Annotated in this window: 16 protein-coding genes; 5 read left to right on the top strand and 11 right to left on the bottom strand. The window is 41.6% G+C overall.

Annotated features, from left to right (window positions below):
* Positions 1-17: 17 nt before the first annotated feature.
* Together ACFE90_RS15960 and ACFE90_RS15955 are read left to right on the top strand one after the other, a co-directional pair.
* Positions 18-389: a hypothetical protein gene (locus ACFE90_RS15960; protein WP_375502116.1), complete on the top strand. Its 372-nt coding sequence runs from the start codon at positions 18-20 to the stop codon at positions 387-389.
* 533 nt (positions 390-922) lie between these two features.
* Complete coding sequence (locus ACFE90_RS15955) at positions 923-3,013, top strand: hypothetical protein (RefSeq protein WP_375502114.1); 2,091 nt, start codon at positions 923-925, stop codon at positions 3,011-3,013.
* A 134-nt stretch (positions 3,014-3,147) separates the two neighbouring features.
* On the opposite strand, the gene ACFE90_RS15950 is transcribed toward ACFE90_RS15955, so the two are convergent.
* The 4 genes from ACFE90_RS15950 to ACFE90_RS15935 form a co-directional block, all read right to left on the bottom strand.
* Positions 3,148-3,735 (bottom strand): PEP-CTERM sorting domain-containing protein, encoded by a 588-nt coding sequence (locus tag ACFE90_RS15950; RefSeq protein ID WP_375502112.1) that lies wholly within the window; start codon positions 3,733-3,735, stop codon positions 3,148-3,150.
* 304 nt (positions 3,736-4,039) lie between these two features.
* Entirely contained in the window at positions 4,040-5,227 is a 1,188-nt protein-coding gene (gene cobT, locus ACFE90_RS15945; protein WP_375502110.1) for a nicotinate mononucleotide-dependent phosphoribosyltransferase CobT, read from the bottom strand.
* A gap of 70 nt (positions 5,228-5,297) precedes the next feature.
* Entirely contained in the window at positions 5,298-6,038 is a 741-nt protein-coding gene (locus tag ACFE90_RS15940; protein ID WP_375502108.1) for a DUF2232 domain-containing protein, read from the bottom strand.
* 13 nt (positions 6,039-6,051) lie between these two features.
* A complete protein-coding gene (locus tag ACFE90_RS15935) occupies positions 6,052-6,756 on the bottom strand; it encodes a Crp/Fnr family transcriptional regulator (RefSeq protein WP_324977280.1) in 705 nt (234 codons plus the stop codon).
* Positions 6,757-7,312: 556 nt separating this feature from the next.
* Between ACFE90_RS15935 and ACFE90_RS15930 the strand changes: the two genes are divergently transcribed.
* The gene (locus ACFE90_RS15930) at positions 7,313-11,371 is read left to right on the top strand and encodes a hypothetical protein (RefSeq protein ID WP_375502106.1); all 4,059 of its coding nucleotides are present in this window, start codon (positions 7,313-7,315) and stop codon (positions 11,369-11,371) included.
* Between the two features lie 587 nt (positions 11,372-11,958).
* Entirely contained in the window at positions 11,959-12,612 is a 654-nt protein-coding gene (locus tag ACFE90_RS15925) for a sugar transferase (protein ID WP_375502104.1), read from the top strand.
* A 97-nt stretch (positions 12,613-12,709) separates the two neighbouring features.
* Here ACFE90_RS15925 and ACFE90_RS15920 read toward each other — a convergent pair whose 3' ends face one another.
* The 3 genes from ACFE90_RS15920 to ACFE90_RS15910 form a co-directional block, all read right to left on the bottom strand.
* Positions 12,710-13,546, bottom strand: a complete 837-nt coding sequence (locus ACFE90_RS15920; protein ID WP_229488235.1) for a carbohydrate ABC transporter permease — start codon at positions 13,544-13,546, stop codon at positions 12,710-12,712.
* A 403-nt stretch (positions 13,547-13,949) separates the two neighbouring features.
* Positions 13,950-14,228 (bottom strand): hypothetical protein, encoded by a 279-nt coding sequence (locus ACFE90_RS15915; protein ID WP_375502102.1) that lies wholly within the window; start codon positions 14,226-14,228, stop codon positions 13,950-13,952.
* A gap of 297 nt (positions 14,229-14,525) precedes the next feature.
* Entirely contained in the window at positions 14,526-15,122 is a 597-nt protein-coding gene (locus tag ACFE90_RS15910) for a 5-formyltetrahydrofolate cyclo-ligase (RefSeq protein ID WP_375502100.1), read from the bottom strand.
* Positions 15,123-15,199: 77 nt separating this feature from the next.
* Here ACFE90_RS15910 and ACFE90_RS15905 point away from each other — a divergent pair, with 77 nt between their 5' ends.
* The gene (locus ACFE90_RS15905; RefSeq protein WP_375502098.1) at positions 15,200-15,673 is read left to right on the top strand and encodes a GNAT family N-acetyltransferase; all 474 of its coding nucleotides are present in this window, start codon (positions 15,200-15,202) and stop codon (positions 15,671-15,673) included.
* A gap of 111 nt (positions 15,674-15,784) precedes the next feature.
* Here the strand turns inward: ACFE90_RS15905 and ACFE90_RS15900 are convergent, their stop codons facing one another.
* From ACFE90_RS15900 to ACFE90_RS15885, 4 genes are all read right to left on the bottom strand, one after another.
* On the bottom strand, positions 15,785-16,729 hold the full coding sequence (locus ACFE90_RS15900) for a GDP-L-fucose synthase family protein (protein ID WP_375502096.1): 945 nt from the start codon (positions 16,727-16,729) through the stop codon (positions 15,785-15,787).
* Positions 16,730-16,752: 23 nt separating this feature from the next.
* Entirely contained in the window at positions 16,753-17,832 is a 1,080-nt protein-coding gene (gene gmd, locus ACFE90_RS15895; protein ID WP_375502094.1) for a GDP-mannose 4,6-dehydratase, read from the bottom strand.
* 498 nt (positions 17,833-18,330) lie between these two features.
* The gene (locus ACFE90_RS15890) at positions 18,331-19,086 is read right to left on the bottom strand and encodes a sugar transferase (protein WP_375502126.1); all 756 of its coding nucleotides are present in this window, start codon (positions 19,084-19,086) and stop codon (positions 18,331-18,333) included.
* A 114-nt stretch (positions 19,087-19,200) separates the two neighbouring features.
* On the bottom strand, positions 19,201-20,340 hold the full coding sequence (locus ACFE90_RS15885; protein ID WP_375502092.1) for a glycosyltransferase: 1,140 nt from the start codon (positions 20,338-20,340) through the stop codon (positions 19,201-19,203).
* Positions 20,341-20,523 lie beyond the last annotated feature (183 nt).

Here is a 20,523-nt window from a genome sequence, read left to right as displayed (position 1 = left end):
ACGGATGAGGGTATTAAATGGAGCCATTACAGAAGCAAATCCTGACTTTAAATGAAAAACTGGATGCGCTCTACCAAGTAATTGAGCAGCTTGATGGTAAAGTTGCTCAAGCTTTCTCAGAGTGTTCTTTAGCGAATACACAAGCAAAGCATAATTATCAGGAAAATAGCGCGGCTGGAGGCTACCAGTTCAAAGGACGTAACAATTTAAATCCAGAAATGGAACACAAGGATGTCTTGACAGATGGCATTTATCTAGACATGCATCGTCAAGGTGGAGATAACATAACACCAGAAATTCAAATACAACGACTTACAGCGCAATTAACAGCAGCATATAATCGCATTGCTGCTTTGGAAGAACAATTACTTAGAGAGAGAATTCATTAAATTTAACCTGAGTTCAACGAATTAAAAAAATGGCTAGAGAGAAGGAAGTAAAGCCTTTAAGTTTAACTAATTCTGGGGTTTAAGTTGCATAGCAACTAACAAGCGGAAAGTTTTGTGGCTCTTTCTCTCTTAGCTCAACTTTATCCAAAATTAAGAATTCGGTTTTTTTTATCCAGCAAAAACCCTGTTTTTTTGGCAAATACTTTTTCCACGTTACAGATTATTAGTAAAATCTAAAAAATAAAGCTACTGTCCTACAAAGGTTTCAGCGTCAGTTTGAGCATCGTTAAAGCTGCGCTAGCAAAGCGCCATTTTCCGGCGCTTTGAACTTAACGCTAATTCCCCTTACAAAACTTAATTAAGAATTACGAATTACGAATTATTTTAATGTTGAGCGATGGCTTTGTAAGCATATATTAAGTATCACAAACTAATCCAGCAATTAAATTGATAAAAAACTTAAACACACTCTTGCATATATATACGTAATAGTGTGATATATCTACCTATAAGATTTTAGTGAGTACCTCACTATGAAACAAAAAAATAACCCTAAGACTGGTGTCTTTAGGGTGTTGTATGGTTCAAAAACCAAAATTTTATTATTTATCTGCGTTTTTATCATTAGTGTTTTTGGCATTTTGTTATCAAATTGGTTGATGACAAGCCAGACAGCTTTCGCAAAAATTGACCTTTTGCAACCTGCTCCTACTCAACCGCTAGGCTATTACGACTATTTCGGCAAACTGCTTAGTCCTCAAGAAGCATCACAACTAGTTGCAAATAAGGGACTCAATCCTAATAATCCCATTTCTTATCAACGGGTAGGGGCAGTTAAAATTACTAAGGAATTAATCGCCCAAGGTGAAGATATATTCTTGAACCGTAAGATTGGTGACACATTTGGTTTACAAGGGGCATTTGGTTTTGGACTTGGCATTGCTAAAATTTTGCCAGAATTACAGACAGCAATAGTTAAGTTGCAAGGTCAACCGACAACTAACTTACAAATTATTCTTGAGAAGGATATAGCGTTAGGTAGTCGAACTTTTCCCAAAGGAACTGTCGTCAATACAGGCTTAAAAATGGAAAAGGGAGGAACTTTTCCTATTGGGCTAGGAATCACACCTAATATTGATATTAGCTGTGCTGCGTGCCATGTATCTCTTTCAAATAAAGGTGAACGTCTTTTGGGAGTACCTAATGGCGAAATTGCCACGCCCCTGCTGGTTGCTTTAGCACCAAATTCAGCCGCAGGGTTTTCGCGGTTAAAGTTTAATCCCTTAGATCCACAATACAAAGGTAATGGAAAAATTATTCTGGATAGTAAAGGTAATAAAGTAGAATTACCTGATCCTGAAAAGTTTGAAAAAGCTTTTGACGATGCAGTATTGGATGTGCCTTTTGGTAATTTTGAGAGTTCATCAGATAGTCTCAACAATACTACTCAAATTCCCAGTATGTTCACATTTAAGAATCATCCTTATTTCCTTGATGGACAGTTTGGTGTGGGGCCGTTTGCGGGACTCAGCGCTGTCAGCAACGGTGTTCATTCTTCGGAAATCAATCTGTCGGCAGCTGCTCAACTTAGTGCAAAAACCCTTGGTATTGATCCAGAAGTTTATATTGGTACATTTCTTCAAAATGCTGCTGTTCCTAGCCTCCGTTTACCAGAAGGGCCTCCGGTAAAACCCTCACAGTGGTTGCGGAAGTTTGCACCGAATCCTACACAAGCCCAATTAGAAGACCAAATTCCTGCTCCTGGTACAGGAAATTACCCAAACCTACGTCCCAGTTTATTTACTTACAACGGTTTGGTTTTCAGCCCAAATACTGGAAAGCCTAGTGATATTGCTAGTGGCACTTTCTTATTTGCTGACAACGCTATGTCTGCTTTTCAAAATAGCTTAGTACCACCTGCTAACCAAACTTCGGAAAACTGGCAAGCCTTGAACAGCAATTCTGTTAAGCGTGGCGCAAAAGTATTTGAGAAAGCTAATTGTGCAACTTGCCATATTCCACCATTCTTCACTGACAACAAAATTCATCCAATTGATGAAATTCGTACTAACCCCGCTCGTGCCCAATCTCGCTTGGGGCTGAGTAATTTGTTAGTACCGCCCAAGCTATATACTTTTAACACTCCCGTTCCCATACCTGCTAATGCTGAAGTCCTGGATTTACCAACGCAGGGTATCTCCGATAGTCCCACAACTCTACCCAAAGGTATATTGCCAAAAGGTGGTTACAAAACTACTTCCTTGCGTGGTCTTTATCTAAGCGCACCATATTTGCATGATGGTGCTGCAGCAGTACGAGCAGGAAGCCTGAAAGTTGACTCAAATGCGATCGCGGTTGTTGACAAGACTGGCTTAGGGCTTTCTGGCACTCTCAGTCAAGGTATACCTGCCGATCCAGCTAACAGCTTGCGTGCCTTGGTTGATCGCGATCTTCGTGCCTTAGTTGTGAAAGCTAACAAAGCTAACCCTAGTTTAGTGCGTAGTAACCTTGATGGTACTGGTCATTATTTCTACGTAGATAGACAGTCTGGGTTTAATTCCAACCAGCAAACAGACCTGATTAATTTCTTGCTAGCACTTGATGACAATCCTGGAAGTTTTTAATTTTAGTTACAGCTGATATTCTATGTTAATACCAAGTCGTCTAGTGATATATCATGAACGCGACTTGGTATTACTATAAAAGTAGGATAGCAAGCACATTTTAATGCAATCTAGATCGCAGATGCACTATGAATCTAACAGATAGATATTTTATGGGGCTTCTTCTGGGAAGCTACTGCTTGCTTTCGCTTCGTCCACCAGCCAAGACCAAGAGCAACCAATGAACCACTTACTGTGTAGGGTTCGGGAACAGGACGTGGTACGACACTAAAGCTGCCATAATCTACATCACTTGAAAGCTCTGAATAACCTTCATTGAAACTACTATAGAATACGTTAACGTTTCCATTTCCGTCTTCTCCGCTTCCAGAAACCAGGTAAGAAAAACCGTTCTGGGTTAACAGGGGCGTACTCGCATTCAACAGATTATCATTGATTCCGTATGTACCTGGTGAGAGTAGGCCGATGATTGTCTCGGAAATTCCTTGAATTGTCCTTGTTCCAGTTATTCCTGTGATTGTGTAATTGTTTTTTATAGGATCTAAATCGGTGGTGGTAAGAGTGCCGCTAGCGGAAATCCCTGTACCATTTGCTTCATAACTGGGAAAAGAATATTGAAAATCAAATAGCTGTACAGCTTGTGCCGCAGAAAATGCACCGACACCAGTAATACTGATAACAGCACTAGCGGTAGCAATACCAAGCTTTTTTACTAATTTCATCAGATAATTCTCCTGAAAATAAGAAGGTAAACAAAGTTGCATAGTTCAAATTGCTAGAAAGACACTCTTACGCACAGACACACAAGAGTTGTCAGGAGTTTCTGGCTTCCTGAGAGCAAAAGTTCGTGAAACACGCAGATGCAATTTGAATAACGATTAGATTATTAACTGCTGATTTGGCTAAGTAAAGCTTTGCGTAAGATTGTAACGTTTTTAAAGGTAGAGAGAGAGGTATGAGCAAAGGAAACCTCAGCCTATAACTTTGGTGAGGCGCAGAGTCTTGCCGAATTTAATTCGCTAAGAATTAATGAGATGCTTTACTTAGCCGTTCAAGTTGGACTTCAATGGCTGCCAAAAGCTGGTGTTGCTGCCAATCTTGACTAAGATGAGCGGCTATGCAAGCGGCTCCAGCACCTATACCTTCTTTCACAAAGCCCTGCTCATAAGCTCTGAGTTGGGGATAACGAGAATCAGCAAAGCTCAGATGAGTTGCCAATAGGGGAGGGATTCTTCCACTCTGAGTTAAGTTGGCTTTTCCTAAGTTGAGGGCTAAGTCAACTGTAGCTCCAGTAGGATCTTCTGCCACCCAGCGAGTTGTGCCTACAACTACTTCTTCTGGTTGCCATGATAAGGCGCAAGTTTGAGCGATCGCACTTATCAACGCATAAACCGCCAGCATTTGCGTCCCACCAGCAAGCATTACACCACAACTCCGACTAGCAGCGATCGCCATCCCAGCTACCACCACTTGCATCGGATCACCCACCGCAGCGACGAGTTGCAAGGGGTTAACAGGGGAAGATGAGGAGGACAAAGTAAAATTTTCTCCCCCTGCTCCCTGCTCCCTGCTCCCCCTCATCTTCTCTAGCCCAGCTTGCACTAGTGCCCACTTTTGCGGGTGGTTACAAATAGGGTGGCTACTGTTAACTTTTCCAACAGCATCTATACCCAAAGCAGTTAAGATTGCCAGGGCAGTTGTAGTGCCTCCAACGACGCACTCACCGAGAATCACATACTTATGTTGGTTATTGGCAGCAAGGCGTTCGCCCCAAAGTAGCCCTTGTTTAAACAAGTGGTGTACCGTTGTGATTGCCATAGCAGCACCACTACTTAAACACCGAGCAGCTGTGCCGCCTAAATCAATTACTGGCACAGCCGGAGACTGAGGTAAACCAGCATTAAACAAATGAACTGATATCTTTAGTGACTCAAAGACAGCGCGAGAAATCAGCACAGGTGAAGCCCCAGCCGCTAAGGGTGGTAAGGGATATTGGGCTTTATGTTCTGGACCATAGTACAAAAACTCGGCATCGGCACAAGCAGTATATTTCCGATCCTCTGGAGTGCGACCGGCTGCTGAAATCCCTGGAATTAAACCAGTTTCAGTAAATCCTAAAACACAGGCAAATACGGGTAGACAGCCACGATACCGTCGCAGCCATTCTTCACCCTGTTCTTTTTGCGTATAAATGCGAATTTGGGAATTGGGCATTGGGTATTAGTTAGGACTTATCATTTAACCAAAGACTAATGACTAATGACTAATGACTAATGACTAATAACTATCCCTCATAATCCATGAGGACTTGTACCCAGCGTGGTGGAGGGGGAATGGGGTTACCCAGACGCTCAAAAAGCAACCATGCTGCCAGGTGTACCACAAAAAGGTAGATAAAGTTGTTGAGTACAATTAAAGCGATCGCTCCCACTTGAATTAAAAACACACTGGGACTCGTCAACAAACTCAAGTTAAAAAATACCCACTCTATGAACTCAGTCACCTGGGTAATTACATAAATCCATAGGTCTTCACCTGACAAAACAGACAGCAACCACAGCCGAAAAAAGACCCCCAAAGTACCCAACAGTGTACCCAAGGTGATGGAAGTAATCCAAGGAACACGACGACGATACCACGTTGCTCCTAAAAGCACGCCCATAAATCCGTAGGGCATGACAAACAGCAAACTACGGGCTGGCCCCATCAGTACCGTCAGCAGTAACCCAGAGGTGAGTGCTGCCATCCATGCCGCACGCCTGCCCCAACGCAGATAAACTAAAGCGATCGGTACCGGAAAAAATATCCGCAAAACTGGACCCAAGGGAAAGTAGAAATTAATAAACCAAATCAAGCTAGCGGCACTTGCTAAAAACGCCGTTTCCACCATCCTTAAGGGCGCATCAGCCTTGAGTTGAGGAGGCATTAACTGCTGTTCTTTGTCTAACCAATGATTTTGGGGAGTTGGAGGCTCAGGCAATGGATCTTCCTCTGGCTCATCTGGCAAAGAATCTAAAATACTCATATCTGACAAGTTTTTAAACGATCATTCTTTCTAAGGCTGACAAATCGGGAATACAAATAGTGTCTTGATCCCGTTTAATCAAGCCTTTTTTTTCTAGCCTTGTCAACACTCTTGTCACAGTTTCCCGCGCCAGCCCGCTCAAACTACTCAATTCTCGATGAGGTAAATTGGGGATTTCGGTTCCTGTTTGCCCTTTTTTTCCCTGTCCTTCTGCCAAAAATACCAACGTATCTGCCACCCGTGACTGGCTATCAGATTCCCGCAACCGCAATCGGCGATTTACTTGCCGCAAACGTCGTGCCATTAGTTGCGCCAATCGAACTCCCGCTAAGGGTTCTATCTGAAGTAACTTGACAAAATCCTGAGCAGGCATACTACCAATTACCGTTGGGGCCAAGGTAATCACATCTGTAGATCGAGGCACTTCATCTAGCGCCGCCATTTCACCGAACAATTCCCCTTTACCAAGAATATTCAGCGTTACCTCTTTTCCCTCCAGATTGTAGGTGCGAATTTTTACCCATCCGTCCAAAATAAAATACACAGAACCGCCCCAGTCATTTTCCAGCAGAATTACCTGATTGGCTGGGTGAGTGCGGGTAACAAGATGGATGAGGGCTGATTCTACAGCAGTTTCTGGCAACCCTTGAAAAAAGGGAGCCGACGACATGATCATCCAGGAATTAGCCTGTGCTTGCAAGCTATATCGGTCTTCCATTACGACATCTTTATTCAAGCGGCTATATATACACACAACAAACAAGAGCGCCATTTTCAGCCTAAGCTATCATTGCACAGCTCCCTTTCAAAAAGAAAACTAAACTATGCTACATAAGAAAGCGACAAGAACGTTTTTCTAAATAATCTTTACCTATAAGTTTAAACGGGGTAAAAGTTTTGCAAAAAGTAGTTTAAAGCCTGCAACAGTATTGCTTAGGGGCTAGCTGCACTGCAAACTTGATTAGTCTCACAATATAAGCAAACAACATTAATGATACTAAAGGGAGTAAATTATTGCTCAGGTATTTTAGCGATTTTCAAAAATAGGCAATTAATGATCTGTAAAACTAAGCTTCCACACAAACGCTGACTGAAGATTGCCACGACTGGCAGTAATCCATAACATAATGACAGTCACAAGTCCAAGCAGGGACTTTTGCCACTCAAAACTTCTCTTATGACCGACGTTGCGCGTAGCAAGATCCCATGAAGTACGGTGATTGTAAAGAAATTGTTACATTAGTTGACATATATCTCTAAGTAAGGTGATAAAAGTGACTTCCAGTGCAGACGAAATTCAAAAGCTGATCGCAGACATTGACAACTTACTTGCCAGTGGTGGCAAGCGTATGTCTAGATTTCTGTCTGGTCAGGCGCAAGAGCCTAAAGAAGTTTTAGAACGAATTCGCAACTTCTTGGTGAGGCTAGAAGAAAAAGAAGCATTAGAGAATGGCATCCCAAATGAGTCTTCTAAAGAATCGCGTTCGCCCTTGGCGATGGCAAAGCCATCGCCAATATTAACAAAATTTATTGAGCAAGGTTATAATCAGTATCCACTACCCCGGCCCGAACCCAATCAGGAACAGAGTACTGTTGGGGCAGGACAATTAAAAAGTGAATTTTCGAGCTTGATCCAGCCATTGCGATCGGAATTAGAATTGCTCTTGCAAGAGCGAGCCGCTCTCATACAGGAAATTAGGCAGCTAGAGCAAAGGCGATTGCAAAATTACTCCTTAGCGCAGCAGTTGACAAACCAGGAGCAGATGATTACCGAGTTTTTACAGGTACTCATGAGTCGTCTTGTGCCAACTTTAACGCCACTACTAGCACAGACGCGGGAAAATTCTGCCAGTTCTTCAGGAGCAAATAGTGCAAATTCAGAACCAGGAATCTCTGCAACTCAACCGTTATTACAATCACCAGACCCTGCGGAGCGTTTAACTCACCTCGCCAAGGAATTGGATCAACGTTTATTATCACTAGATGGAACTGTAAATGTAGTATTTGAAGCACTACAGCGTAATATTAATACTTATCACGAGTCCCTGTCGCAAGCATTGGCAAGAATGCATAGTCAGGGGATGCAAGGCGAACAGTTGATGGCCAGCTTTCTCAATAATTTAACCCAGCATTTGCAGCAGCAATCCCCTAGTTCCCAACCATCTCTCCTTGAGGTCAAATCTGATACACCAGCATCATTAACTAACCCCGCCGAGATTTCTGCTGGAGTTGCACCCCAACCCTTAGAGCTTATACAGCCAGAAACATCTTCGCTAACAATTGATCCTAAGCAACAAGATACTAACATTACAGACATTACAGAAGATTTAGATGCAGCGCTGTTGCAGCTTGGTATAGACTCGTCTCAATCTTCCCAGCAGACTGAATTACCGCAAGATATTTCTGCTTTAATTGGTGATGAAGTAGACCAACTTTACGCCAGCTTGTTTGGTACTAGTGATGTTAATAATCCAAGTCTTGAAGTTTCCACAGCCTCAGAATCAACGTTGAACATCGCTGAGGGCGCATCTGTCCCTCCGACTGTGGATTCTGAGGCTGTAACAGCAGATACGACGGATCTGTTCGATCTGGGCAACGTTAACCCAGAAACAACCCAACAGACTCCAGTAGAAACTACAGCATTATCAGATTCACAGGAAGAACTATTTTTTGAAGAAGATACAGATATAGAGCTTGTTAGTTTCTCTACTCCACAAGCAGTTTCCGCAATAGACAACTTGGAGATCGGCAATCAGCCAGCTAGCGCTGATACAATTAATACTCTAACTGAGCTATTGCCTGATACAGGTAATGAGCAGGAACTGCTGGAAGTGTCATTTTCTGAGGATAATGGCACAACTACAGCACCACTTACTTCCGAAGTAGCGGAAATTGCGGAAATTGCGATTGCCAAACCGGAAGTATTAATTAACAATGAGCAGCCAGAACTGTCTTCAGATGACTACATTGCTGCCTCGCCACAAGAAAACTTGCTTTGTGTTGAGTCAAACCAGGCTCCAGCCGCACTTGATATTTCTTTAGATGAAGAACAGTTGCAGCAATTAGATCGGGATTTAGCTAATTTTGATCTACAGCTAAATTCTGAGTCGCAGCCAGCTACCAACTTGGATATTTTCTCAGAACTACTTGATGAAAATCAAGACATAATTCCCATAACTTCTCCTGAGCCGCCAACAGAAAATCTCCAAATAGTAGAAGAAAATACCTCAACTGCTGCTTTCTCTAGTTTGGCAGTTCCCCAGATAGAAACTGAACAAGAAAAGGAAGCCACAACTCCTGTTGAAGAAAGTTCTTTACCTTTAATTTCCAACTCCATCAACAATCCAGAAGTTTCGCTCAATGTTCTAGAATCTGTTTGGTATTTAGGAATTGATTTAGGTACAACAGGAATTTCTGCAACATTATTAAATAACTCTACTTTTGTTGTACATCCTATCTACTGGTCAGCAGAAAATCTGCCGGGAAAAACTTCTTTTCAGCAATCATTTCGTTTACCAACAGAGGTTTATCTGCCTACAGCTTCTGTACCTCACGGAGAAAACGAAAGTATCGAAGTACATGAGCGGACTGTACCTGCGGCTGTTGCCCAAGATAAAGTTCCTGATCGCTCGGCCAACACTCCTGCAACACGGACAACAACAGATGCGACGACAAATAATCTCTACTCGGCGCAGTTGAAGCCTTATTTACAAGTAGCCATTCCCTACAAGAGTGAACGGCAGAAATGGGAACCTGTTTTGCAATTAAATGAATTTTCGGCAGGTCCTTTGATTTGGGTTGTGCGATCGCTCTCTAAGCTACTATTAACTCTCAAATCCGAAAAAACTTCTACCACCCCTAGTTTAATGGCTGCTGCTATGGGGATCAGCGAACAAGATTTCCCCAAAATTATCAATAATATTGCTGGTGTAATTTGCACCTGTCCATCTAGTTGGTCGGAACAATACCGCTTTAACGTGCGGGAAGCTTTACTCACAAGTAAACTCATCCAACATCCGCAGCAAGTCTTTTTTGTCGAAGAAGCGATCGCTAGTTTACTCCCAGAACTCGATGCTGCTAACGGTGAGCAAGTAAAATTAAGCGAACATCAGGGTTCTCATCCGGCAAAAACCAGCGAAGATCCCATTGTTGGCAATACCCTTGTGATTAACATTGGGGCAACTGCCACAGAAATGCTGCTGGTCAATCTCCCAGAAACATTGCAGCAATTGACATACAATGATTTCATGCTCCACAGTTTTGCTTATGCTGGTAAGGGAATTGAACAAGATATAATCTGCCAGCTGCTATTGCCACCGAAATCTCGGCAATCACGCCCACAAACACAAAGTGATGCCTGCGGCGGGCTACGCCTACGCAAAACTACCACCAATAATCCTTGGCAATGGCAACCGTCAATTCCCGGTTTAGACCAAATGCGTTGGCAGAGTTTAGGGTTGGAAGAATTAGAACTACCCAGAGTTGGAGAGCCAGATATCACCGCTCGGATTCGCCTCCAGCAGCGTCTAGAAAGTTCCCTGTTGGGACAGGCGGTATTAGATGCCGCACTAGCTCTAAAGCTGATTTTGCAACACCAAGACTCTTTCACCCTAGAATTGGCCGATCAGCAGTGGATTTTGCCGCGACGAGATTTAGAAAGCCAGGTATTTATCCCTTTTGTGCGTCGCCTGAACCGAGAACTCAACAAGTTGTTGGTAGCTCGTGGCATCCCTACAGAATCCATTAATCAAGCTATTCTAACTGGTGGGGTGGCTTGTATCGGGACGGTGAATCGTTGGCTACGGCAAAAACTCCCCAGCGCTAAGATTATTCAAGATTTATATCTTGGCGAAAACGGCGCTCCTAATTGTAGCCGGGTTGCTCATGGTTTGGCGATGCTGCCTCTGCATCCCCAGATATTAGATATACCCAGGCAACAATACACTGATTATTTCCTATTTACAGAATTGCTGCGGCTGCTACCAGACCGACCCTTATCTTTCGGTGAAGTTATCCAGTTATTTGAGGGTCGTGGAATTAATACTCGCACTTGTCAGCAACGTCTGCTGGCTTTTTTGGAAGGTGAACTGCCTTCGGGTTTGATACCTTCAGTTACAGATTCGGCTTGGCTGACTCAGAGTTCGCAAGAAAATCCTGACTATCAGGCGATCGCTACAGCACCACTTTTTGATAAACAAGGGAGTCTCACATATCGTCCCAATTCCCAACAACTATTGTCTTTGCGTCGCTATCTAGATGCAATCAAGGTTAGTAATCAGCAATCACTGGAGGAAGCATACTTAGTGAATTTCGCTTTAGAGGTTAATCATTGAGATTAGTAAGTAAGTCGGTGCGAATAAATTGAACTATTTTAAGTAATGTAAAAATATTGTAATCGATTTCGTAGTAAGAGCTTCAGTCTTTCTTTTAGGACTAAAGTCCTTACTACAAACCTTTAATTATTTACGCCGTTTTACTTACATCACGAATGAACCTATCCCACTAATAATATATATGCTACAAAGCTTAAGCTTATTGAGAACTGAAAACGAAAAATCAGGGTTTTTAAGCACATTTTACGAAAAGAAGTAGAGACTATTAGAATAGTAGGATAGGTTCATGTGTCATTCTGAGTCAGTCACATCCTGATGAGCTTTCAACTCTCAACACTGTAATGTTTTGCATGTGTATCCATAACACTAGCTGTTTTTAACTTATGGGATGAAATACTGTAATTTTACAAATTCTCACTTTAATTAAAAGATTCTGTAAACTTTAGGTTTTCGGTTTTTATATTGTTTAATTTTTGTGTATGTTAACACTCAGTAGTATTGACAAAATCAATAAAAATCATTTAATAATTATGTTCATGTCTACACTACTGATTCAAAAAGTCCTGTTGTAGATAAGTTTAGTCGTTGTGAATCATCTTTATCTTTATTCAGTTAATTGCTCGCAACAGCCTTTCCACCCGTCAACCTTAAGCGTGAGAAAACGATTAATTGACATTGTTGGAGCGATTATGGGGCTGATAATTACATTTTTCATAGCTATTCCTGTAGCAATTGTTACTTTTATAGATGCTCCAAGCCCAATATTTTATTCCCAAATTCGCTGTGGTTTAAACGGAAAAACTTTTCGCATCTGGAAATTCCGTTCGATGATTGTCGATGCCGATAAACTCAAGCATTTGGTTGAAAACCAAGCCAAAGGCCACATCTTTAAATCTGTTGACGATCCTCGCATTACTCCTGTGGGTAAATTTTTGCGGCGTACTAGTTTAGACGAATTTCCCCAATTTTGGAATGTTCTGGTAGGGGACATGAGTTTAGTTGGTACTCGTCCACCCACTCCTGATGAAGTCAGCAATTACGATCCACACCACTGGGATAGATTGCGAGTCAAACCAGGTATTACTGGAGAATGGCAGGCTAATGGACGTTCTAGCATTACAGACTTTGAAACCATTGTCAAGATGGATATAGACTATCAACGTAAGTGGTCTGTAACTTATGACCTGAGTCTGATTATTAAAACTATTTGGGTAGTCTTGAAAAAGACTGGGGCTTATTGAATTGGGGCATTAATTATTTCTCTCTCATCTCCCACCCTGCGGGAAGCTAAAGCTACATCTACCACTTTCTTGTTCTGACTTCTGACTTTTTAATTCTTCAACCCTTAACCCCGCTACCAGTTTCTGTGGGTACAATGTAACGTTGCAAAAACAAAAATAGTAATAATACTGGGGCGATCGCAATTACTGAACCAGCAGCTACTAACCGCCAGTCAAGGGAAAATGTACCTGCCAGCTTTGCAACTCCCAAGGGAAGAGTGTATAAATTTTCATCTTGGATGACAATTAAAGGCCACAAAAAGTCACTCCAAGCACCAATGAATACAAAAATAGCTAAAGTTACCAATGCTGGGCGAACTGCTGGTAACATCACATGCCACCACAAACCTAACTCCGAACTTCCATCCATTCGCGCGGCTTCTTCTATCTCTTTGGGTACGCTCATAAAAGCTTGACGCAACAGAAAAATGCCAAAGGCAGAAGCTAAACTCGGAAAAATCATCCCTAAATAACTATTTCTCAAACCCAACTGGACTGTCAAAATATAAAGGGGAATCATCACGATTTGGAAGGGAATCATAATCGTAGAGACGATCGCTACAAAAATCCAGTCTCGCCCGACAAATGATAATCTTGCCAACGGATAGGCAGCTAAAGCGCAAAACAGCAGATTTAAGCCCACAGTCAGCACTGACACCAAAGTACTGTTATACAGGTATTGTCCAAAAGGTAAAGAGTTCCAGACACTGAAGAAGTTATCTAGCGTAGGTGACGCAGGCAATAACTGTGGTGGCGACTGCAAAATATTTTCTGTAGGCGATTTCAATGCTGTACTAACTAGCCACAGTAAAGGAAAGAGCATCACCAGTGCGATCGCTCCCAATAGCGCATACATTAGCAGAATTTGCGATCGTGATTTTTTCCAGTTCAGCATTTGATTAATATAGAAAATTAGGACTTCCGCACTGTACAAAATAACTATCTTGTGCATTAACGTAAATACGTTGTTTCAGGCTTTTGTCAATCACCGTTGATTGGGTGCGATCGCCAAAATCTCATTGAAAAACCTAGCTATAAGCCGATGAATTCTATACCTGTTATTTTAGCTTTTCTGTCAATACGTAAGTCCTAAAAATTATCTTTTTTGAAAATTAAATAATGATATGCTCAAATTAAAAAGTATTAACTGTTAAAGTTTCAGCAGGGTGACATACTGAATTGAGTCAGACATAGCTTTACTTGAGAATTTGATTAACTTTATCCTAACCTATCATTATAAATCTGGTTAAAACAATTAACCTAATTCTGTTCTGGAATTTATTCACATATAAATATAATTAAGTATCTTCACTTGTTAAACTTCCTAATCCTTCCAAAAAATCACAGAAATCGTTGTTTATTTTTGCATCGCGTTCTTTTACATTACTCCATGTTTGACTATTGTGAATGATATCTTGTGCTTCAAGAAGACAAATACCCAAAGCATTTTTTAAAATTACAATTGATTCGGCTTTTGAATAATTACTCAATCTTAAAAAATTAAGAGCAGATTCTTTCTCTGCGGGTTCAGTCAACATCTTGTTCAGTTTTTCAGTTAGTTCATTATCTTTATTCATAGTTTGTCCAAATGTATAAAATGTATTATGTTACCCAAATTAAGTATTTATCAGATTCTTGAGCCCATTAGTCTCATAAAAACCATATACAGCAGTTATACAATTATCCGGTAAAACAATATTTCTGACTTATTTAAAAAGTCGGGTATCTTGGTATTTCAATTTTTATAAATTAGATTTAATTGGTATCAGTTTTTTGTTGAGCTTGGAGGCTAGTTACGATAATCTCGTCAATGATTGCTTCCTGTTGAGTGGTAAATGAGGTTGGATTAGTCATAAAACATTTTATAAGATGTCTTAGTTATCGTGAATCCTTCGACCTTTTCGAGTCAATCCGGTTTCCGTACAAATAGCTTGTAGTGGTTTATCCCAAGGCTCAATAAATATTTCGGACAAATAGGCAAACTCAAAGACAATTCCGATAGTCGGCTTTGTCTGCCACTGCGGTAAACTGAGCAAGCGATCGTAATATCCACCACCATAGCCCAGGCGATATCCTTGATAGTCGCAAGCTACACTGGGGACAAGAATCAAATCTACTTCAGCCGCATCTAAGATTGGAGCGTCGGGGTGTGGTTCAGTAATGCCATAAGCGCCGCTTTGGATAGAATCACTCGGTGTCCAAATATGCCAAGATAGGGATTTTTTATCAATGCAGCGAGGAAATCCCCAACGGTATTTGGTGTTTGCAAATAGTGGACTGAGATCAGGTTCTTGGCGAAAGCTAAAATAAGCGAGTATTGTTTTTGCTTGGGTAAACAAAATAGAGTTTTGTAAATGAGAGCATAAGCGATCGCTTTTTTCTCTCCACTCTCGAACGGACATTGATTGACGTGTTTTAAGTAGAGTGCGCCGTAGTTCTGCCTTATTTAGTTGATGATTAACTTTGTCCACATTCAGAAACTTACTTTTTAAACAGCATTGTGCGTTTTAATTGTAAGTTAGGTATCCAAGAACAGGAGGATGTTTGCTTGGCTAAGGTTCATTTACGTAACATAACCCTCGATAATTTCCATGAATGTATCAGCCTGGAAGTAGAAGAATCTCAAAAGGGGCTTGTGGCATCGAACGTACAATCATTAGCTCAAGCAAAGGTGAACCCGAATCTTTTTCCTTTAGCTATCTATGATGCTGCTGTAGTGGGTTATGAGCAAGCTCAATTGCCGATGATTGGCTTCACAATGTACGAAATAGTATCAGGCGTTGGATTCATTCTTCGCCTAATGATCGACTGCAAGTATCAGCGAAAGGGGTACGGACGAGCAACAATGCTGGAGGTGATCAGGCGTCTCAAACTGTACCCAGAAGTTGAGTTAATCGCAACGAGCTATCAGCGAGGTAACGAAACAGCATCAAAACTTTACCGCAGCCTTGGATTTATAGATTGGGACATTGAATGGGCTTTGGATCACGAATCTGAGGTTTTCCTAAAATTAGACTTTTGAAGAAAATATTATTCACGCACCCGTTTGATTTTTAACGGAGAGTACAAAAAGCATCACTAATTTTTGCTCAAAAAAGTAGGGTGAGAATTGCCCACCCTACATTAGTAATGATTATACAGCGTGTTGACGATACCACTCAATGGTATTTTTTAGCCCTTGTTCAAAGCCCACCTGAGCCGTGAAATTAAAGGCTTGCTTTGCCCGTTCAGTATCTAAACAACGGCGGGGTTGACCATTAGGCTTGTCAGTTTGCCAAACAATTTCACCCTTAAACTCCATCAATTCGCAGATTAGAGTTACTAAATCAAGGATGGAGATTTCATAACCTGTTCCCAAGTTAACTGGTTCCGATTCGTTATAGAATTGAGTTCCCATAACAATCCCCCGCGCTGCATCTTCTGAATACAGAAACTCACGGGTGGGACTGCCATCACCCCAAACTGGGAGTTGCTTTTCTGCCTTAATTTGGGCTTCGTGAACTTTGCGAACTAATGCTGGAATAACGTGAGAACTTCCTGTGTCAAAGTTATCTTCTGGGCCATATAAATTCACTGGCAGTAGATAAATCCCATTAAAACCGTACTGCTGGCGGTAAGATTGCAATTGGACTAAAAGCGCTTTTTTAGCAATTCCGTAGGGGGCGTTGGTTTCCTCTGGGTAGCCATTCCAAAGATCATCTTCTTTGAATGGCACCGGAGTAAATTTAGGATAGGCGCAGATTGTGCCAACACAAACAAACTTTTCTACTCCAGCTTGATAGGCAGCGTGAATTAGCTGCGTTCCCATGATCAAGTTATCGTAGAACAACTGTGCGGGTTTTTCACGGTTTAGACCGATACCCCCAACATGAGCTGCTAGGTGGATAATTACGTCTTGCTGGTCAACTGCGCGTTGGCTATTTTCCCAAACACGCAAATCACAATCGCGTGATCGCGTTACTGTAATCTTCTCACGTTCAGCCCCTGCTTTACACAGTTGCTCTATCACCTGACGACCTAGAAACCCCGACCCACCAGTGACAAGAATGCGTTTATTTTTTAATTCTAAGTCGGTCATATTTTTATCCTCTGTGGTGCGAATCAGAAGTGCAAAGCGCCCAGTTGTTGACGAATAGTCGCAATATCTAATGGAAATTGCGAACCATTTCCATTGGGTGAAGTGTGACCCAATGCTTGTAAATCTGCTTCTACCATTAAGGAAACTAGTTCTTCAAAGGTTACTGATGGTGTCCAGCCCAACTTCTGCCGTGCTTTGGTAGAATCGCCAATCAACAACTCTACCTCAGATGGACGAAGGTAACGTTCATCAAACTCTACATAATCTTCCCAATTGAGATTTACGTAACTAAATGCCAGTTCCAAAAACTCGCGCACCGAGTGGGTTTCACCTGTCGCAATTACGTAATCGTCTGGCTGGTCTTTCTGCAACATCAACCACATTGCTTTAACGTAATCCTTCGCATAGCCCCAATCTCGCTTTGCGTCTAGATTACCCATGTAAATTTTTTTCTGCTTACCAGCAACGATACCAGCCACTGCTCTAGTAATTTTGCGGGTTACAAAGGTTTCACCCCGCCGTGGTGACTCGTGGTTAAAGAGTATGCCATTACAAGCAAACAAATCATAAGACTCACGATAATTTACAGTTTGCCAGTGGGCGTAAACTTTCGCACAGGCATAGGGACTGCGGGGATAAAAGGGCGTTGTCTCAGTTTGAGGTATTGCTTGTACTAAACCGTACATTTCTGAAGAACCCGCCTGGTAAAAGCGCACCTGAATTCCGGTACGGTGTTGATAGTCCCGAATTGCTTCTAACAGACGCAACGTTCCCATTCCGACAGCATCCACCGTGTATTCTGGTGAATCAAAGCTTACTCTGACATGGGATTGAGCGCCCAGGTTATAAATCTCTACTGGTTGGACTTCTTCTAAAATACGTCGCAGCGTCGTACCATCTGTCAAGTCACCATAGTGAAGAAACAACCGCACTCCCTCTTTATGGGGGTCTTCGTAAATGTGATCGATGCGGTCTGTGTTAAAGGTAGAAGTTCGGCGAATAATGCCATGAACCTCATAACCTTGTTCTAACAAAAATTCACTTAGATATGAACCATCTTGACCAGTAATACCAGTAATCAACGCTCGTTTCTGTTGCGTCATGCTTAATTATCCCTTATGTCTTTGATTAAAAAGTTACAGCCAATCTGATACAACCTAGCAACTAATTGCTCAATTGCCTAATGGTAAACCTACGAGTTCTTTGTTGTTAAGAGACTTCATCCGTAAATAAATATACTTAATAAAAATTAATTTAACACGGAAGTTAAACTAGATATACCAAGATTGTTTAATTATGTATATTTCTCTTACTAGATAAATCAAGATTATTTTTGTATACGTTCTTTTTTTTCAAAACTTCATAATGTAATAGGTTTTGTGAAGACTGAATAAAATAAATATTTTAAATTAGACTTTTGCCAAAAATCAGAATAAGAGCAAAGCAAACCACAGATACACACTCTAAGAAGTCTAAGTTAAGTAGAAACGCATAAATTATAGATAACTATATAAATAAAGAAGAACAATCGTTTAATCTTAGGGGAAAAATTGGTATTTAGGGGCATTAACTGCCCCACAGAATCGACCCTAAGTAGTTACTCAGTATGCCCCGTTATTTTTGGGCAGAATGACCACATCAACAGTTTTCAAGATGATCCATAAATCAAGCCAGAAATTCCTAAACCTAGCATAATGCAGGTCTATTTGGACTCGCCGAGGGTAGGGAATATCATTACGCCCAGACACCTGCCACAAACCAGTAATTCCTGGACGGATCGTTAAAATCTCATCAATGTAAGAACCGTATTTTGGCAGTTCTTCTGCCACTAAGGGTCGGGGGCCGACTACACTCATATCCCCTTTTAAAACGTTCCAGAACTGGGGAAATTCGTCTAAGCTAGTAATTCGCAAAAATCGACCAATTTTGGTAATCCGGGGGTCTTGTTTCAGCTTAAAACTGCTTTCAAATTCTTGTCGCAATTCGGGCGATGTTTCCATCATTTGCATGAGGATTTCGTCCGCATTGCTTACCATTGTTCGGAATTTAATACAATTAAACGTTTTGTAATTTTTCCCTACCCGTTCCTGGACGTAAAAAATTGGGCCTTCTGAGCTGAAAGCAATCAGCAAGGCCAAAATTAAGTAGACGGGGAAGAACAAAATTAACACCGACAGCGAAAACACTATATCGAACAGTCGTTTGGCAAACTCTCCGTTTAAACCCTGAAAAGATAAACCTTTGGGTTTAACTTTTGGTGTCTTCGTTTTTTGACCGCGTTTTAAGAAACGCGTAGACGTTCTGGTGTCTTGCCTTACGCCTCGCTTGCCGGAGAGGAGTGAGCTCTGGGCAGTCATCATACTCCTTAATAATCCACACCACACATAGTCCCAATATTAAAGCCAAAATGAGGTTCTTCTGGGGAAAATTGCCAAAAGCCTAAAAAAATAAGACGTTATTCAAGACCATCATTACAAAAATGGCCTTTTTTCGTTGCATTTGTTTACAAAATCTAAATAACGATCAGCAAAAATTTGCGGTGAGAACTGCGCGGCGTGCGATCGCATATACTCGGAATTGAACGAACCTTCATACACTTCAAACTTTTCTACTGCCTCCACTAAAGCCGCCTCTGTTTGCGTCCTGAAGAATATACCTGTCCCTGTATCCACTCCAGAGCGAATATCTCGCACTGTTTCTAGAGCGCCCCCTGCACCGTAGGCAATCACTGGCGTGCCACAGGCTTGTGCTTCCACTAGGGCGATACCAAAATCTTCACAAGCTGCATATACAAACGCCTTAGCCCTAGACATATATTTTTTTACCACATTATCGGGTTGCCATCCTAGTATTTGGATATTAGAGTTTGCCATCTCGCGAATCTTATTCATTTCATCTCCTGTACCAATGACTACTAATGGTCGTTTTAGTTGATTAAAAGCCTTGACAATCAACGATATTTGCTTGTAACTCACTAACCGAGAAACTGTCAGGTAAAAGTCCTCTTTCTCAGACAAAAACGGAAATTCCGCAATATTCACTGGTGGGTAAATGACTGTTGCTTCTCGTCGATAGCAACGCCAAATCCGCCGAGCTGTATGTTGCGAGTTAGCAATGAAGTAATCAACGCGATTGGCACTCAATACATCCCACTGGCGCAAACGATGTAATAAATATCGTGTCACCCATCCAGCGAAACCACTACCCAGTTTGCTGTGGCGCAGATAATCATAAGTCAAGTCCCAGGCATAGCGCATAGGGCTGTGACAGTAGCAAATATGCATCTGTTCGGGAGTGGTAAGAATTCCTTTGGCAACAGCGTGGGATGAAGACAGAATTACATCATAATGCCGTAAATCAAGTTGTTCAATTGCCAAAGGCCACAAAGGCAAGTATTTTTGTATACCGTTGCGGGCAGATGGAAAGTTCTGAAGAAACGTCTTGCCAATTTGACGCTTATATAAATAACTTTCAGGATTACTGGATTCAAAATCTATGAGAGCATACAAATCAGCATCAATATGATTCAAAATTTCTCGTACAACGAGTTCTGAACCACCGGTGGCTTTGGGTGTCAGCCACTCATGAACCAGAGCATATTTCAAGGGCACAGCTAACTTGAATAAATAGAAATTACAAAGGCCAACTTGATGACGTTAACTGAAAAGTCTCCCCTTGTCATTAATTAACGGGAAGCGCCCCAGATTAGCACATAAGACGCAATTTTACCTTAGAGGTTCCAGATGGATGCTGCAACCTGATAATCTCAGATTGGGGAATGGGGAATGGGGAAT

Source organism: uncultured Nostoc sp. (assembly GCF_964245445.1).
Classification (GTDB): domain Bacteria; phylum Cyanobacteriota; class Cyanobacteriia; order Cyanobacteriales; family Nostocaceae; genus Nostoc.
Note: the sequence above shows the minus strand (reverse complement) of the source record. Positions and strands in the feature narration are given on the sequence as shown.

What these genes read in the sequence shown, in the direction of transcription:
- ACFE90_RS15915 (WP_375502102.1), bottom strand. Translation starts at nt 14,228, where the DNA reads ATGAATAAAGATAATGAACTAACTGAAAAACTGAACAAGATGTTGACT.
- ACFE90_RS15935 (WP_324977280.1), bottom strand. Translation starts at nt 6,756, where the DNA reads ATGGAAGACCGATATAGCTTGCAAGCACAGGCTAATTCCTGGATGATC.
- ACFE90_RS15960 (WP_375502116.1), top strand. Translation starts at nt 18, where the DNA reads ATGGAGCCATTACAGAAGCAAATCCTGACTTTAAATGAAAAACTGGAT.
- cobT (WP_375502110.1), bottom strand. Translation starts at nt 5,227, where the DNA reads ATGCCCAATTCCCAAATTCGCATTTATACGCAAAAAGAACAGGGTGAA.
- ACFE90_RS15955 (WP_375502114.1), top strand. Translation starts at nt 923, where the DNA reads ATGAAACAAAAAAATAACCCTAAGACTGGTGTCTTTAGGGTGTTGTAT.
- ACFE90_RS15940 (WP_375502108.1), bottom strand. Translation starts at nt 6,038, where the DNA reads ATGAGTATTTTAGATTCTTTGCCAGATGAGCCAGAGGAAGATCCATTG.
- ACFE90_RS15890 (WP_375502126.1), bottom strand. Translation starts at nt 19,086, where the DNA reads ATGACTGCCCAGAGCTCACTCCTCTCCGGCAAGCGAGGCGTAAGGCAA.
- ACFE90_RS15920 (WP_229488235.1), bottom strand. Translation starts at nt 13,546, where the DNA reads ATGCTGAACTGGAAAAAATCACGATCGCAAATTCTGCTAATGTATGCG.
- ACFE90_RS15950 (WP_375502112.1), bottom strand. Translation starts at nt 3,735, where the DNA reads ATGAAATTAGTAAAAAAGCTTGGTATTGCTACCGCTAGTGCTGTTATC.
- gmd (WP_375502094.1), bottom strand. Translation starts at nt 17,832, where the DNA reads ATGACGCAACAGAAACGAGCGTTGATTACTGGTATTACTGGTCAAGAT.
- ACFE90_RS15900 (WP_375502096.1), bottom strand. Translation starts at nt 16,729, where the DNA reads ATGACCGACTTAGAATTAAAAAATAAACGCATTCTTGTCACTGGTGGG.